16 protein-coding genes and 1 pseudogene are annotated in these 15,216 nt (G+C 48.9%); 6 read left to right on the forward strand and 11 right to left on the reverse strand.

Annotated features, from left to right (window positions below):
* Positions 1 to 130 precede the first annotated feature (130 nt).
* The 8 genes and pseudogenes from ACTHPG_RS02865 to ACTHPG_RS02900 form a co-directional block, all read right to left on the reverse strand.
* Positions 131 to 658: an ankyrin repeat domain-containing protein gene (locus ACTHPG_RS02865; protein ID WP_440387601.1), complete on the reverse strand. Its 528-nt coding sequence runs from the start codon at positions 656 to 658 to the stop codon at positions 131 to 133.
* A gap of 68 nt (positions 659 to 726) precedes the next feature.
* Positions 727 to 1,590 (reverse strand): helix-turn-helix domain-containing protein, encoded by an 864-nt coding sequence (locus ACTHPG_RS02870; protein ID WP_440387603.1) that lies wholly within the window; start codon positions 1,588 to 1,590, stop codon positions 727 to 729.
* A gap of 18 nt (positions 1,591 to 1,608) precedes the next feature.
* Complete coding sequence (locus ACTHPG_RS02875) at positions 1,609 to 2,010, reverse strand: NUDIX domain-containing protein (protein WP_440390107.1); 402 nt, start codon at positions 2,008 to 2,010, stop codon at positions 1,609 to 1,611.
* Between the two features lie 210 nt (positions 2,011 to 2,220).
* A pseudogene (locus tag ACTHPG_RS02880) lies at positions 2,221 to 2,709 on the reverse strand (GNAT family N-acetyltransferase); the annotation flags it as partial.
* A 148-nt stretch (positions 2,710 to 2,857) separates the two neighbouring features.
* Positions 2,858 to 3,268, reverse strand: a complete 411-nt coding sequence (flgB, locus tag ACTHPG_RS02885; protein ID WP_440387604.1) for a flagellar basal body rod protein FlgB — start codon at positions 3,266 to 3,268, stop codon at positions 2,858 to 2,860.
* Positions 3,269 to 3,456: 188 nt separating this feature from the next.
* Positions 3,457 to 4,272, reverse strand: a complete 816-nt coding sequence (speD, locus tag ACTHPG_RS02890) for an adenosylmethionine decarboxylase (RefSeq protein WP_440387605.1) — start codon at positions 4,270 to 4,272, stop codon at positions 3,457 to 3,459.
* A 131-nt stretch (positions 4,273 to 4,403) separates the two neighbouring features.
* Entirely contained in the window at positions 4,404 to 4,982 is a 579-nt protein-coding gene (locus ACTHPG_RS02895) for a DUF1273 domain-containing protein (protein WP_421898523.1), read from the reverse strand.
* A gap of 63 nt (positions 4,983 to 5,045) precedes the next feature.
* Positions 5,046 to 6,197, reverse strand: a complete 1,152-nt coding sequence (locus ACTHPG_RS02900) for an RluA family pseudouridine synthase (protein ID WP_440387607.1) — start codon at positions 6,195 to 6,197, stop codon at positions 5,046 to 5,048.
* A gap of 189 nt (positions 6,198 to 6,386) precedes the next feature.
* Between ACTHPG_RS02900 and ACTHPG_RS02905 the strand changes: the two genes are divergently transcribed.
* Positions 6,387 to 6,794: a hypothetical protein gene (locus ACTHPG_RS02905; RefSeq protein ID WP_440387608.1), complete on the forward strand. Its 408-nt coding sequence runs from the start codon at positions 6,387 to 6,389 to the stop codon at positions 6,792 to 6,794.
* A gap of 219 nt (positions 6,795 to 7,013) precedes the next feature.
* Here ACTHPG_RS02905 and ACTHPG_RS02910 read toward each other — a convergent pair whose 3' ends face one another.
* Positions 7,014 to 7,724 carry a GT-D fold domain-containing glycosyltransferase gene (locus tag ACTHPG_RS02910; protein WP_440387610.1) on the reverse strand — a complete coding sequence of 237 codons (711 nt, stop codon included), beginning with the start codon at positions 7,722 to 7,724 and terminating at the stop codon, positions 7,014 to 7,016.
* A gap of 309 nt (positions 7,725 to 8,033) precedes the next feature.
* On the opposite strand from ACTHPG_RS02910, the gene ACTHPG_RS02915 reads away from it, so the two are divergent.
* The 5 genes from ACTHPG_RS02915 to ACTHPG_RS02935 all read left to right on the forward strand — a co-directional run bounded on the left by ACTHPG_RS02915 (position 8,034) and on the right by ACTHPG_RS02935 (position 13,530).
* The gene (locus ACTHPG_RS02915) at positions 8,034 to 8,723 is read left to right on the forward strand and encodes a glycosyltransferase (RefSeq protein WP_440387611.1); all 690 of its coding nucleotides are present in this window, start codon (positions 8,034 to 8,036) and stop codon (positions 8,721 to 8,723) included.
* A gap of 18 nt (positions 8,724 to 8,741) precedes the next feature.
* Positions 8,742 to 9,731: an SDR family NAD(P)-dependent oxidoreductase gene (locus ACTHPG_RS02920; RefSeq protein WP_440387612.1), complete on the forward strand. Its 990-nt coding sequence runs from the start codon at positions 8,742 to 8,744 to the stop codon at positions 9,729 to 9,731.
* A gap of 65 nt (positions 9,732 to 9,796) precedes the next feature.
* Positions 9,797 to 11,326, forward strand: a complete 1,530-nt coding sequence (locus ACTHPG_RS02925) for a nucleotide sugar dehydrogenase (protein ID WP_440390108.1) — start codon at positions 9,797 to 9,799, stop codon at positions 11,324 to 11,326.
* On the forward strand, positions 11,313 to 12,059 hold the full coding sequence (locus tag ACTHPG_RS02930) for a class I SAM-dependent methyltransferase (RefSeq protein WP_440387613.1): 747 nt from the start codon (positions 11,313 to 11,315) through the stop codon (positions 12,057 to 12,059). Before ACTHPG_RS02925 ends, ACTHPG_RS02930 begins: the two co-directional genes overlap by 14 nt.
* Before the next feature lie 361 nt (positions 12,060 to 12,420).
* A complete protein-coding gene (locus ACTHPG_RS02935; protein WP_440390110.1) occupies positions 12,421 to 13,530 on the forward strand; it encodes a glycosyltransferase in 1,110 nt (369 codons plus the stop codon).
* Between the two features lie 243 nt (positions 13,531 to 13,773).
* Here the strand turns inward: ACTHPG_RS02935 and ACTHPG_RS02940 are convergent, their stop codons facing one another.
* The gene (locus ACTHPG_RS02940) at positions 13,774 to 14,298 is read right to left on the reverse strand and encodes a DUF5412 family protein (RefSeq protein WP_440387615.1); all 525 of its coding nucleotides are present in this window, start codon (positions 14,296 to 14,298) and stop codon (positions 13,774 to 13,776) included.
* A 24-nt stretch (positions 14,299 to 14,322) separates the two neighbouring features.
* Positions 14,323 to 15,216 carry an AraC family transcriptional regulator gene (locus tag ACTHPG_RS02945; protein WP_440387616.1) on the reverse strand — a complete coding sequence of 298 codons (894 nt, stop codon included), beginning with the start codon at positions 15,214 to 15,216 and terminating at the stop codon, positions 14,323 to 14,325.

Here is a 15,216-nt window from a genome sequence, read left to right on the forward strand (position 1 = left end):
TTCTATAGAAGTTGAACTACGTATGTATACGAGAACGTAGAGGACAACACAAATAACCGTCAGACCTTCTCTTTGTGCTGCAAAAAGAGTTCTGGCGGTTGGTCATGTTATTGTCCAAGCTAGCTAAACATTATTGCTGCTGAGCTGTAACGGCTGCTCGCAGACATGAAGCTGTAGACATGTTACCGCGTTCAAGTGCAATGTCCAGTGGGGTCTGACCCGCTAAGTTCAGAGTATGTGGATCTGCATCATGCTGGAGTAACATCTCGATAAGTTCGGTCTGATCGGTATGAAATGCTGCCGAGTGCAGTGCATATTGTCCATCGCTATCCAGAATGCTTGTGGATGCCCCATGTTGGAGCAAAATGCGGATCACTTCGGGTGAACGTTCACCGGCAAGAGCAGCATGCAGTGCAGTATTCGACGGAATAAAGGAAATTTTTGAATGAGAAAGAGCATTCACATCGGCCCCATGCTCCAGAAGAAGTCGAACTGCTCCTGCTTGTCCATAATGAGAGGCATACCCCAGCGGAGTTAACCCATCCTGATTTTCAGTATTGGTGAGTTCCGGTTGAGAAGTGAGAATTGCTGCAATGGTTACCACATCTCCAGCCTGTGCAGCCTGAAATAGTTGATTCATCTGTTCTGCATGATTCATAAGGAAGTCCTCCATCGGATGAGATAATTTAATTATAAATGTTCCTCTTCAGAGGTTCTTCTTCATAATCACCTTTTTGCCCGCAGCTGGGAAGGAGAGCTATGAAAGCGTCTGGTAAATAATGAACTGAACGATCCGAGACTTTCGAACCCCACATCATAACAGATATTGGTTACAGACCTGTCCGTATCAAGCAAAAGTCGCTTCGCAGCTTGTAGTCTGCATTCAGTCAAATAACGATGGGGTGTAGTGCCGAACAGCTTTTTGTAACTTCGTAGAAAATGATTCACGGATAGTTGTGCAGCTGCTGCAGTCTGTTCAAGCGTTAACGGCTGATCATAATAGGCGGAGATATACTCATGCCCGACATAGACCCTTCGATATAACTCTTCTCTGGTTGAACGTCTGATCATATCCAGTTCGTTGATCTCTTGTTGAATGTTACGGTGTAGATCCAACATGTGAACGGCGAGATGATGAAGCTGCTCCTCTGTTGCCCAGGAATCCAGCATGTCTCGACTGTACAAGTTACGGAAATGATTCAGGGCTACGCCAAGCCGATTATGCATCACGTAGGTACGTTCTATCCACTCCATCTTGCTTGGGGGTGAATAACTATACGGCTCATCAAGTAGCCGAAGATCACTACTAATCAGATTTCGGCTAATCTCTTCCACATAACCAGTAGGAAAGAAGATGCAAAAGGATTCAACTGGAGTAGATGAATCGATGTGAAGACTATATTCCTGACCTTCATTCAGAAGTAGATAGTTCTCATTGTTGACTGCGAAGTGACCGCGACCCGCTTCATAGAGCGTTTTTCCGTTACGGAATGTTTTCAGTGATAGCCAGCCGTTGCCTTTCCAATCATATTGGGAGCTCGATTCATGCAGAATGAAGGGTACAGGTCGAGGAAGCGGAATCTTCAACACTTGCAAGCACCTCCAAGCTTAATTCTGGTTATATCGTTTCTTCACAGCTTCCAGCCCAGGTACGGCAAAACAGGCGAGTGGAGAGGGCAGATCATGGAGCGGGAACCAGCCGATCTCGCCGATGGCTCCGCCTTCTTCCAGATTACGAGCATGACCGCCAATCACCTTGGTGGAATAGAGCACGGATATCCAGTGTTCCTTCTGTTCTGGCTGGATCGTCTCCGCTGTGCAGAGCAGATGGTCGATGGCGATATCCAGATTGACTTCCTCTTTGATTTCACGGATCACGGCAGTCTCTAATGATTCATAGGGATCTACTTTCCCGCCTGGAATACTCCAGGTGTGCTGCTCTGGCTGACGATTCCGCCAGGCGAGAAGCACTTCGCCCCGTTCATTCAGGATGACTGCGCCTACGCCGATGCGAGGTGAAATGTCAGATTCAGCTTTGGGATCTGAACTTAATTCCGACAGGGACAGCGCAGCTTGTTCGTTCGCATAACGCTGCGAGAAACTACCCGCGGCGACTCGCCCAGATTCAGGTGTACGGGTAGAGTGGAATGACAAGGGAAGCTGAGACTGTGCCGACCATTCTTCCGCAAGAATACTCATCGAGATCAGGTCATAATGCATGCCATCCCGCAAAACTGCAGAACGCTGGCGCCCCTCTTCCCGGAATCCGGCTTTGAGGTATGCGTGTCTCGCGGCTTCATTGTATTCGATGACTTCCAGCGCAATCCGGTTCAGATTCAATTCGTGGAATCCATATCGAAGAATGAGCGCAAGGGCATCACTGCCGTATCCTTTACCCCGATCATTTTCCTCGCCAATACCAATGGCCAAACGAGCCGATCGATTGTTCCATTCCATCCGGTAGAGGGCTGTGAAGCCAATAAAGCGATTGCCCTCCAGTGTACGTAATGCAAATTCAAAACCGTTGTCTCGGCGGACAGACGAAGAACCCGTTTCATCCGGCGTTAGCGGAATAGCGATATCCGTATCCAAGTTGCGCAAATATTCATAATCATCTGTGAAGCGGGAGAGACGCATGCAATCTTCCGGGCATGGAGCCGCAAGCCTCACTTTGGAACCTTGAAAACCATTTAAATGACGTGGAGCCATGTTGCACCTCTTTTGTTCGATATAAATCAATCGTTTCTTCCCATTATACTACGAACAGGGGCAGATACCGAAAAATGGCACTAAACGAGCTATACACAGGGGAAAAAACACAAAAAAAAGCAGCCATCTCGGGCTGCTTGTACATTCATTATTTCAAATCATTCAGTAAATTCTTCATTTTTTTGTAGTGTCCACTGACCCGATCGACCATGTAGTTATACATGAGCTGATTCTCCGAAAGATTCGCCATTTCCTTGTCAATATCCACGTTATTGTTGTTGTTGTTCATGGCTGTCTCGTTGTTCTCGACAATTCGGTACTGTACGATCGAAGAGTTGGGATCACTGACAGGGAAGTGTTTCTCATGAGTCCGCTTCATGGCGAGCTGATCTGTTTTGCCATTCTCAACGATCCGTCTCAGCTCTTCCTGAAACTCTACCGTTTTCTTTTTGTAGTTGGGTGTGTCTGCATTGGCAATGTTATTGGTGATGGCATTGTGCTGTGCAGTAAGCGCTTGTAACAAGGATTCGTTACGTCTTGTCGTATTGGTTTCGATCACGGGCTCAGTCTCCTTCACTGCAGAGTAATACAGTTACTCTTTATAATAGAAAACATTGTTGCACACTGTCAACATCAGCAAAGAAAAAGACAAGCACATGCCGGAGGTCTCCTGTAAGGGAAAAACCTTGCCTTCATGATAACTTGTCTTAAATCTTGTCCTCTAGCGGTCAGCCTTGGAACACCTTCTTAAGAGGGCCGATTGATGTTTTTGCCGTAATAGATCTCATCCATCTCCAGCTTCAGCCATTCGGTGATCTCCTGTTGTTCCTTCTTGCTCAGCTTCTCCTTGGTGTATCCAAACAGGTAATTGTCGAGATCGAATTCCCTCAGTTTGCATTTGGTGTGAAAAATATTCTCCTGATAGACGTTCACGTCAATCATGTCAAAGCTGCTCTTGATCTCATCCGGAATGTAGTTCTGAATGGAACCGATCTCGTGGTCAATGAACAACTTGCGTCCGCTCGTATCCCTCGTGAATCCACGTACACGATAATCCATGATCATGATGTCCGTGTCAAAGGAATGAATCAGATAATTCAACGCCTTGAGCGGTGAAATCTCACCGCAGGTGGAGACATCGATGTCCGCACGGAAGGTACTGATGCCTTCGCTCGGATGGAACTCCGGATAGGTATGCACCGTAATATGGCTTTTGTCCAGCTGCATGACTACATTATCGGGCAATGGACCAGGAGATTCATCGAGAGATTCCTCGGGGATCTCCACGATGGGACCTTCGGAGACGAGCATCGTAACACTCGCACCTTGAGGCACATAATCCTGCTGGGCAACGTTGAGAACGTGGGCTCCGATGATATCGGAGACGTTGTTCAGAATTTTGCTCAGCCGGTCGGCGTTATATTGTTCATCAATATATTCAATGTAAGCTTCGCGTTCGTCTTTGGTTTTCGTATAACAGATATCGTACATATTGAAGCTCAGCGACTTGGTCAGATTGTTGAATCCATGCAGTTGAATGCGCTGCTCTGGCGTTAATGTCATGGTTGCAGTTCCCCTTATCCCATACGACATGATCATCGCAGTTTTACTACTACTTATACCCAACCTGCCTCGAAAAAAAACATATGTACGTCATTCTGGGTTCATTGGACCTTGATCAAAACCGGACAGTGTCAGAAGGGAACGTCCTCATCATAACCGATATCGTTCATACGCTCATCCTCCGCTACGGATTGAATATCTTCTGAAGTGACACTGATGATCGTATAGTCTTCGTTCTGTTGTTTCTTTACGGCTTTTTCCTTCACAAAACGGGGACTGCCTTCCCCGGCATCTTCGTCATAGACGAGCAGAAGACCGTCGCTTTTGCGCAACAACAAGTCATCTCGTGCAGTGAACTGCCACGGCCCGATATAAGGTTGATTGCTAATCGCACCGTAGTAGTCCACACCCGAGAGGATGGAACGGTAATACTCCTGTTTGTCTTCTTTCCATTGCTCTTCCGGGTTCTGAAAGGCAGTGATGATCGACAGCTTCAGATGCGGATACGTCTTCTTCAGATCAATCACCACTTCGCATGCCCACAGATCCACGCCGTATTGTCCCGGCGTCAGCACCCATTCCAGACCATCCTCGACAAGGGGAGTGAGACGGGAGGAGATGGCTTTTTTGATAAAAGGAATACCTTCATGCTTCTGTCCAAAAATCTGCAATTCATGTGCCCGGTAACCGGTAATTAACAGGTTTTTCAGTGTCCGTTCCTCCTTTCAGGCGTGATTGAATTGAATATGATCTAATGCGTTAACAGCATTCGGTTATTTCTCGGATGGAGTCTCTCCGCGGAACGGATATAGGAATGGCTTCGGAATGTCTGTTTCGAATGACATTAACTCATCTGTTGTGGGATGAATAAACGAGAGTATACGTGCATGAAGTCCGAGACGTCCGAGATCTCTCGTACGTGCACCATATTTTCGATCCCCGGCAATTGGATGTCCGAGATCTTCCATATGCACACGAATCTGATTTTTACGACCTGTCTCCAGACGTACTTCCAGCAGGGAGAAATCACGGTTCGACTTGAGACGTTTGTAATGAGTAATGGCATGTTGTCCATCATTCGGACGCGAGCTGGAGTACATTTTCAGTGTTTTGGTTTCCTTCAACCAGGAAGAGATGGTGCCTTCTTCTTTGGCTACTGCACCTTCAACAAGGGCAACATAGACGCGGTCCTGCACATTTTCCTTCCAGTTGTTTTGCAGCTTCTGTTGTACCTCTTCACTTTTGGCAAACATCATCACACCCGATGTATCCCGATCCAGGCGATGTACGACAAAGATCCGGTTTAGCGGATTGGTACGGCGTACATGCTCTGTCAGTTGGCGATAAGCCGTCAGGTCATCCGTCTTGTCAGCAGCGATGGACAACAGTCCGGCTTCCTTGCGGATCACAATGATATCATCGTCTTCATGCAAAATGTTAATACCCGTCAAGGATGGAGCAGCGACTGCACCCTCTTTGCGGATGTAGACAATCTGACCTGGCGTCAGCGCTTCATTAAACTTGGTTACGACTTTCTGATCCACGGATACCTGTCCGCGACCCAGAATGGACTTCACGGCATTCCGTCCCGACTTCAGATGCTGCAGCAAGAAGTTCAACAGTTCATCCGGTTCGATTACTTTATACTGGCGTGGTGGTTCCTGCTTGCGATAATAGGAATTGCCCGGGCGTTTGGAAGCACTGGCATTTTTGGATTTGTTACCTCCGCCTTTTTTCGGTGCGGCTGATGACTTGGCGGCGAATGGCTTCTTATTCTCCTCTGTATTGCGTGATGCGGAAGCACCGGATGATTTGGCAGATGAGAAGTTAGACTTGCCGGAGCGTGCTGCAGATGAACCTGTGTATGTTTTCCCCTTGGCCGATGCCGATGATGTTTTGCCTGTTGGACGTTTGCGTTTATTCATGAATAGTAATCTCCTTCTGAACAGCCTGTACCGCTTGTGTGCATACGATCCGTTCATTTCGTTATGCAGTTCAATATACCATTAACAGTCGACAAATAAAAATAGGTTCATGGAATCTGCTATACATCCAATCCGAAGAGTTGTGAGATTCATAGGATATGGTATCCCATAGCATTGGAGGTGTTACTCATGGGCGTGTTTCTCGATATGAGAACTTCGATGAACTCGGGAACCGTAGGACAGCCCGGTTTATCTCTAGGTCCATCCCCGGAAGCATTCGGCGCCATTGGTCTTCAGACCCAAGGTGTGGTGAATCCCATTATTACGTTGAACGGCACAGTAGGCGTTACGGGAGAACTGGGAGATACCTTTGTTGTGGAGCTGGTGCGGGGCTTCCTATACGATCCCTTCTATGTGATCTACCGTGCTGAAGGTACGATTGGACAGAACGGAGGTGCCGAGTTTCATTCGTTCACTGCTCAGGATCTATCTGCACCACCAGCATTGGAAAGTGTGTATACTTCGTTCATCTCGGGCGTGTCCACAGCAGTAAGAACCGGGCCGGAGATGTTATACGGCATTGCAGCTACCAGCTAGTTGTGAAATACGTAATGTGAATAGGCAGAGTGCTTCAACATCGTTTCTGTTGACGGCAGAGTTCGCTTCATACCCCAGAAAGGCAAGACAATGCAGCAATAGGTCTCGACCAGCGCTCAGCAAGAAACCCCCGACTCAAGAAGTCGGGGGTTTTTGCCGTACAAGCTTGTTCACGTTTCGATACAACTCACGAATCTGAAGTTCGGAGCTGTCCCGGGATCAGTTGGCTCGGCCTTTCAGAATGATGTTGTTGGCTTTGCCAAAGTCGATGGCAACTTTGCCTGCGAGTGCAGCTGTTCGTTCAGCAAGGATAACCGCGTTGACGCCGCAGGAGAAGAGAGCAACATCGAAGGTATGTTGATTATCCTGAATCCAGTGCAGCGTTTCATCCATTTGATCATAACTGTCGAAGGGCAGGGCATTCACGATGTTCAGATTGTACGGCTCATGTTCTAACATGACACGCAGCGCCTCAGTCTCACGAGTAACGAGTAGCACGCGCTTGCCTGCAAGCATCTGCCAGAAACGCAGGTTTTGCACCAATTCCCGATTGACACAGGCGTGACAAGTCATTGGAGGAGCGATGCCAAAGTGCGCAAATACCATGTCGGTCAGGGGTCTTTTGAGATAATCCGGAGCATTAATGGTACTGTCACCACGAGGAAGAATGCCCACGATATCGGCACGTTGCAAGGAAGAGGCGACTTCATCCCGGAGTTTCGTGTTGGGGAGATGAAGTCCCTTTTGTCCTAAGTTTGCTTTCTTGGCCCAACGCTCCTGAAGGACCTGTTCTGTGGTCCACACGGTTTCTTGAGACATGACGATATTCTCGCCATCGCCGACTCGTACAAGAGATAGCGGTCGTTGCTCCATGATTGCCGCTTCAAGTTGATCAAGTACATCCTGTAATTCAAGGTAAATCGAATTCATTCCAGTGGTACCCCCTTTGAAAATTGAACTGCTCTATTCTATGTTGTCAGTTACGTTAACGATATGTACGTTCGACCCGCAGGCAGCCTCTTTTGGTATATATCAATCTATTTATATGAAAGTTAGTACATCTGTCGGTACCGCTTCTATTAACGTTTCATACGCTATAGAGTGCTGGATTCAAAAGGAGATGTTGCTTGGAAATCATCAGAATGTAATAGAAATGTCTCATAGGAAGACGGCATCAAAACTATGAAAACAGTCTGTATCCGCCAAGCGGAACTTGCAGCGTACATGAGGAGGAATGTTATGTCCAGGAAAGTTGTGATCGAGATTAATTTTAACAATTACGGGATGGACCCGCAGCGCTTGACGCGGGAGTGGCTGGAGCGTCGGATGAGCATCTTCCGTACGTTCACATTGCATTGTCTGAAGGCACAGACAAATCAGGATTTCCTTACGGTGGTGAAGTTGTCCAAGGAATCGGGGGACCTGATGCGGGAGATTCTTGCAGATCAGGAGCCGCTTCCTTCCAATATTCGTTTTGGAACCAATATTGAGAGTGTGCGTGCCATTTTGGCGTTTGCTGAAGGTGCGGAGCAACTCTATATTGCCCGCCTAGATTCGGATGACCTGTATCATAAAACCTTTGTTCAACAACTCTACGATATTCAGCCACAGCCGCAGACGATGGCATTGATCAATCAGAACGGATACCTGTGGGACAGTGTGAATAACGAGATGGCACCAGCGTTTCACCGTTCTCCACAGTTCTATGTTTATTTATATCAGACCGCTGAATACGCAACAGGTTACCGGGTCAAGCTTCCGGGCAGAGGCACACATGGTAACGTCATCGATTTGCCGCATGAGCTTCTTGCTCCGCGCAATTATGTCAACATCGTGCATTCGAGTAATACTTCAATCAAAAAGGTACCACCCAAAGACCGGTTAAGCCGGGATGAGATGGCACAGGTACTACGCGAATTCATGATCTGATCAGGGAGGGATTCATCCATGATTCAAGGACAAACGATTCTGATTACCGGAGGAACAGGCTCCTGGGGTCAAAAGCTGACCGAGGTGCTGCTGGAGCAGAACCCGGCTGAGATTCGCCTCCTCTCACGTAATGAATACGCCCAGATTGCGATGCAGCGAGCATTCAACCATGACCCGCGTCTGCGATTCATCATTGGGGATATCCGGGATTATCGGGCAGTGGAAGATGCCTGCAAAGGCGTGGATGTGCTCTTCCATTTGGCTGCGCTGAAGCATGTTCCGGTCTGCGAGGACCAGCCGGACGAAGCGTTCAAGACCAATGTGATCGGCACGCAGAATATTATTCGGGCTGCGATACGTATGCAGGTTCCCAAAGTCATCGATGTGTCCACCGATAAGGCGGTAGATCCAATTAACGTATATGGCATGACGAAGGCATTGGGTGAAAAGATGATGATCCGTGCCAACTGGTTAAGTGAAGGTACCCGATTTGTCTGTATACGCGGGGGCAATGTGCTTGGAACCAGCGGCAGTGTCGTGCCCCTGTTCCGTCGTCAGATCGATGAAGGCAAAAGCCTGACCATTACGGATAAAGGCATGACCCGTTTTTTCCTGACACGTACCGAAGCCATACATTTACTGCTTAAGGCGGCTGAGGCAGCCGTGGGTGGAGAGACGTTTGTAATGAAAATGAAAGCTTGCAAGATGACGGAACTTGCATCCGTCATGTTGGAACAGGCAGGTCGTCCATCCTTTGATTACAAGGTGACGGGAATACGTCCAGGCGAGAAATTGCATGAAGTGCTGATCTCGCCCTTTGAAGCGCCGCGTACGTACCAATACGATGCGCAGTATTACGTGATCCTGCCGGAGCACAAGGACAAGAGCCTGACGGATCAGTACAGCAGCTTGCCCCGTGTGAACTTTTCCGAGTATCGCTCGGACAGTGCCATGATGAACAAGCCGGCCATTGCAAGGTTTCTGCGTGCAGGTGGATATATCGATTAGGGTGTGTCTCAAAACTCGATGGGAGTTTCAGACTCGCCCACCGATGGGAGGTGGAGCGTTTGGAGGTGGAAGGAATGGGAGAGCATCATCAGCACGAGCAGCACAAAGGAAATGAAGAGTTACAGCAACGCACCCTAATACAACATATTCATGATCGCTCCCTGAAAGCTGTCGTCATCGGTCTCGGCTATGTGGGTTTACCCATGGCCGTGGAGATGGCACAGGCAGGTTATCAGGTCCATGGAATCGATATCGATACTTCCAAAGTAGCCAAGCTGCGTAACGGGCATTCGTATGTCATTGGCATTGATGATGATGTTGTGCAGTCTTTGATGCGGGCAGGTTTGTTCTCGGCAAGTGATGATTATGCAGCGGTGGCGCAGGCGAATGTCATTGTGATCTGTGTGCCCACCCCTCTGACCGCTGAGCATCAACCGGATATCTCGTATATCTCGGCGGCGGTGGATGGCATGACTCCGTATTTGCAGGAAGGCAGCCTGGTTATTCTGGAAAGCACGACTTATCCGGGCACGACGGAAGAACGCGTAAAACAACCGATTGAAGCGGCAAATGGCTGGCAAGCTGGAGAACAGTTCTACGTCTGTTATTCTCCAGAGCGGGTAGATCCGGGCAGTGTGCATTATGGTGTGAAAAATACCCCGAAAATTATTGGCGGCTCTACACCCGCCTGTCTGAATTATGGTAAACAGTTCTATGGCTCGTTCCTCAACGAAGTTGTTCCGGTCAGTTCAACGACGATAGCGGAGACGGCAAAGCTGTTCGAAAATACATTTCGCAGTGTCAACATTGCACTCGTGAATGAGCTGACCCCGGCCTGTGAACAGATGGGGGTAAACATCTGGGAAGTACTGAATGCGGCGGCAACCAAGCCATTTGGTTATATGCCATTCTATCCAGGTCCAGGTATCGGCGGACATTGTATTCCAATCGATCCAATCTATCTGTCCTGGGCTGCAAACCGTCAGGGATCGGAGCTGCAATTCATCCAGCTGGCAGATGCAACCAATCGGCAAATGCCAGAGAGAGTAGTGAAGCGTGCCGCGGAACTGCTGGAGCAGAAGGGTGTAGCTATGCGGGGAGCGCGCGTTGTGCTGGCGGGTATGGCTTATAAAAAAGATATTGACGACCTGCGTGAATCACCAGCGCTGGACGTCTTCCGGCTGCTAAGTGAAGCGGGCGCAGATGTGGTTTTCACCGATCCCATGGTGCCTGTCTTCCGCAAGGATGACGGTACTATGTTGCATGCTAGTCCTGCGGGGCCCGAATTGTGGACAGGAGCTGATCTGGTGATCATCACCACGGATCATTCAGGATTCAATTATCAGGAGATGGCAGATCATGCGAAGCTGATCTTCGATACACGCAATGCAACGGCCGGATGCCACGGGGGAAATATTGTGGTGCTGGGTCAGCCAGTGCGTCATGAGGCTAAGGGTGTCCACGAGCAACAGGTACGAGTAGAAGGGGCAGGGCAAGAACAAGAAGTGAAGGTGGTAGTTGAGGATGCCGCAACTCGCCATGAAACGGTGAGCGATGCCGATGAGGATCAGGGAGATGCCGATGGCCAATCATGATCGTGTAAGTGAACGCTACTATGGCGAGATTAATTCGGAAGATTCTCATGAAGCGACGAGGACGCGTGTCCACTGGATGTGCCGTGAGGCAGCAGGCAAACGTATTCTGGATGTCGGGTGCAGTCAGGGAATTACTTCTATTTTGCTAGCACGGGAAGGATTTCGTGTCACGGGTATCGATCTGGAGGAAGAAAGTATCCGGTATGCCCAAAGCGAGCTAGCCAAAGAATCCAGGCCGGTACGAAACAATGTGGATTTTCGGATGCTGGATATTACGCAATGGAAAGCAAGAACGACCTTTGATACGGTGCTGCTTGGAGAAGTGCTGGAGCATTTTGCTCATCCGGAGACATTGTTGGTCCAGATTCATCGGCTGTTGCAAGAAGAAGGGACGCTGGTTGTAACCGTGCCGTACGGGTATCACCCGTTTTATGACCACAAGCAAACCTTCTATGCGGGAAGCCTGGCGATGACCCTGATGCCGTATTTTGAAGTCTTGAAACTCGAAGTTCATCATAAATATCTATGTTGCGTAGCCCGCAAACGGCGGAAAACACAACTGCATATGTCACCGACTTTAGATCAACTGCTGGAGTGGATGAACCTGGATCATATGCATTTTGCCGAGGTGGAGCAAAATCACCTCCGCGTAATGAAGCAGCGCAAGAAGGCACTGGACAGTGCGGTGGAGCAGGTGAAACGGCTTCGCCGTCAGGAGAGTGGTGAAGGGTAGCGGTGAAGGCAGGGCCAGGGACAGGGAAAAGGAAAAGGGATGCAGAAAGGGGCAAGGGCAGGGTTAGAGACAGAGGCAGAGGCAACGGGAGAATGAGAGTCTAAGTCAAGGACAGTCTAGTTCTAACGAATCTAAGCGACGCTATTTCATTAGAAAGCTGTGATAAAAGAGGAATGGATCCCTAAAATGCAAGGATAGCGCGCCTCAGATTCGTTAGATTTTCCAATTGGCTGAAATACACTCAATAGCGTTACCTCAGTTCGTTAGCCAAGGTGAGAATGATATGTATTCTTTGAAATGACATTTTGCAATACGCGTACGACAGGAAGGGGCTCAAAACGTGATCACCATCAGTCTGTGCATGATTGTGAAGAACGAGGAACGCACGCTGGCGCGCTGTCTCGACTCGGTTGCTGGCATCGCGGACGAGATCGTTATTGTGGATACTGGTTCATCGGATCGTACGATGGACATCGCTGCGGATTATACTGACCTGGTCTACACGTATGAATGGAAAGAAGACTTTGCCGCAGCGCGGAATGAGTCATTCGCCAAGGCCACGCAGGAGTATATCCTGTGGCTGGATGCGGATGATGTGCTGCTGCCCGCGGAACGGGCGAAGCTGGAGGTGTTGAAGCAACAGCTTCCGTCTGAGGGGGAGACGGCGGCTGTGATCTTGAACTACACGCTGGCCGAGGGGCCGGAGGGAAGTCCGCTCGTGACGGACCGACGGCTTCGCCTGGTCAAGCGGGCTGCCGGTTGCCGCTGGCATGGCCGGCTGCACGAGCAGCTTAGCTTCCCGCAGGGCGAGGTCATTACGGCAGATATTGCCGTCACGCATCGCCGCGAAGCGGGACATCATTCGGCGCGAAACGTGCGCATTCTGCGCAAATGGATCGCCGAAGAGGGCGTAGCCCAAGGTCGCCTGCTGTTCTATTATGCAGGCGAATGTTATGACCGCAAGCAGTATACAGCGGCGGCACGCGGTTATGCGAAGCTGCTGGAACAGCCAAGCGGTTACCGCGAGGATCGTCTCATTGCCTGTGCGCGTCTGGCGGAATGTCATGAACGGCTTGGTGAGCCAGGTCGCAAGCTCGGCGCATTGTTGCAGTCATTCCAGTATGATCTGCCACATGCCGATTTCTGTTGCGCCATTGCAGCCTGTTTCCATGAACGGCAGGAACCCGTCTCGGCGATCTATTGGTATATGCAGGCGGTAGACGTGAGCAGCCGCGATCCGGGTCTGCGCCCGGTGCCCGTGGCTTGCCGCACGTGGTTGCCACATGCCCGGCTTTCCCTTTGTTATGCCCATCTGGGCAACTGGGAACAGGCCTTGATGCATAACACCAAAGCCCGTGAGTATTTGCCCGACGATCCCGGATTGCTTGCCAATCGGCAGAAGCTTGAAGTAGTAGTGCGTAAAGAGATGAAGGAGCGGGAAGAACGTGGTGAAGTGTCACCTCGTAAGTAGGGAGACGAAATGGAACAGATAATCAACAAGCAGCCCCGCTTGACCGAAATAGTCGGTGAGTGGGGCTTTTACGCTTTCTCGTATCGCATGTGTATCCCTGTCATGGTGTAATGGAATTAAGCATTTTGGCGAAAATTTCACAAGGCTATACAGCGTAGAACTTCTGATGTGCCATGCATTGAAGATAACGCATCAAGATGAGAGCCGAGCATGAGGGCCGTCATTTAAGCTGTTAAGCTACTTTTACTTTTCGGGTGCGAAGCAGCGCACATACTGGTTCTTCATCCGTAAGCTTTTGCACGCCCAGCCCCGTCCATCATATATTTCCTCATCAAGGTTAAGCGTAATGCTCTCATCCGTGTATTCATTCCAGTTCTCAATTCGGAGTGTGTTTTCACTTTCCCATTCGAGATGGTTATTCCCGTGGTGCTCGGCACGATATATCGTTTTTACCGTGGAGTCCTCAGGGGCATCCGTCTTTTTCACATCGACCCAGATTGTAACACCGCCTGCCGCACCACCGTATGGTACGCCGTAAATCTCGGCAGTATATTCACCGTTACGCGAAGGCATGGAATAGCTCGATTCTCCTTTCTCAGAACGGTCAAAAGTGGAGAAGTATGGACGGAGCCAGAAATACAGGAATACGGAAGCAAACAGCACAAGAATCAATAATGTAAATATAGTGAGGACCGGGTGTCGACGAATCCAAGGTTTGCGAGAATCTGTAATGGATGAACTTGAATTAGCATGATTATTTTGATGCATAGGCATTGAACCTCCATTTGCAGCTTACAGTGAAATTTGTTTTGCAGGAATATAGATGTCCATCTCTCCATAGTGGTCCTGAGCCAGACTGCCATCAATTCTCTCAAAATAGTATGGATCACTCTTCTCGTACCCCGAATGACTCTGCCAATACTCATCGATAAATGTCCAGACACTGTCCAGATGGTCGATGTTGATCAGACCTGGGTGGAAATCACAGACGTATTTGAATACCGCATACTGGTTAGCTGGGACCTCAATGCCATTCAGCTCTTCAGGGATATGATCTAGACTGCTTACTTCTACAGACGGTTGATATGTGCTGTAATCCTCGTTAATTTCATTGGTAAACCCAATATACACGTTGGGTTGTAATACGTTAGGAATCGAATGAAAGTGTTTTTCATAGAAGTCGTTGCCTGCTGAATTAGCTTCATAGTGTTCTTCATTGTCTGCATATCGAATATGGGATTGTTGTCCGATGAGTTTCATGGCTGGTTTTCGTACATACGTTGGTTTGAATATGTATCCGTAGGGCAGCATTGTGATCATGGATGAAGTCATACGGGCTGTGAATTCAAGCTCTCCCGCTCCCTGTTTGCGGTATTGCAGCGGGGTGATACCGAAGGCCTGTTTGAAAGCACGTATATAGGATTGTTCATGTTCAAAAGCGTAATGTCCGCTGATATCAATAATCTTCCAGTTCAGATTCACCAATTGTTCCAAGCTGCGTGCCAATTTACGTGAACGAATGTATTCCCCGGGCAATTGTCCGCTTACATGTTTGAACATACGATGCAGGTGGAACTTCGATATATGAGTCACGGATGCCAGATGATCGAGCGTTAATTTGTCTTGAATATGGTCTTCTATGTAGTCGAATAACTTATCCAATGTATTCAGCAAATCTTGTTGCAT

This window comes from Paenibacillus sp. SAF-068, from assembly GCF_051967555.1.
GTDB lineage: Bacteria > Bacillota > Bacilli > Paenibacillales > Paenibacillaceae > Paenibacillus.

Excerpts from the sequence above, each read along its gene's own strand:
- ACTHPG_RS02920 (WP_440387612.1), top strand. The coding sequence starts at position 8,742 with ATGATTCAAGGACAAACGATTCTGATTACCGGAGGAACAGGCTCCTGG.
- ACTHPG_RS02935 (WP_440390110.1), top strand. The coding sequence starts at position 12,421 with ATGATTGTGAAGAACGAGGAACGCACGCTGGCGCGCTGTCTCGACTCG.
- ACTHPG_RS02915 (WP_440387611.1), top strand. The coding sequence starts at position 8,034 with ATGTCCAGGAAAGTTGTGATCGAGATTAATTTTAACAATTACGGGATG.
- ACTHPG_RS02940 (WP_440387615.1), bottom strand. The coding sequence starts at position 14,298 with ATGCATCAAAATAATCATGCTAATTCAAGTTCATCCATTACAGATTCT.
- speD (WP_440387605.1), bottom strand. The coding sequence starts at position 4,272 with ATGACATTAACGCCAGAGCAGCGCATTCAACTGCATGGATTCAACAAT.
- ACTHPG_RS02905 (WP_440387608.1), top strand. The coding sequence starts at position 6,387 with ATGGGCGTGTTTCTCGATATGAGAACTTCGATGAACTCGGGAACCGTA.
- ACTHPG_RS02910 (WP_440387610.1), bottom strand. The coding sequence starts at position 7,724 with ATGAATTCGATTTACCTTGAATTACAGGATGTACTTGATCAACTTGAA.
- ACTHPG_RS02930 (WP_440387613.1), top strand. The coding sequence starts at position 11,313 with ATGGCCAATCATGATCGTGTAAGTGAACGCTACTATGGCGAGATTAAT.
- ACTHPG_RS02865 (WP_440387601.1), bottom strand. The coding sequence starts at position 658 with ATGAATCATGCAGAACAGATGAATCAACTATTTCAGGCTGCACAGGCT.
- ACTHPG_RS02945 (WP_440387616.1), bottom strand. The coding sequence starts at position 15,216 with ATGCAACAAGATTTGCTGAATACATTGGATAAGTTATTCGACTACATA.
- ACTHPG_RS02900 (WP_440387607.1), bottom strand. The coding sequence starts at position 6,197 with ATGAATAAACGCAAACGTCCAACAGGCAAAACATCATCGGCATCGGCC.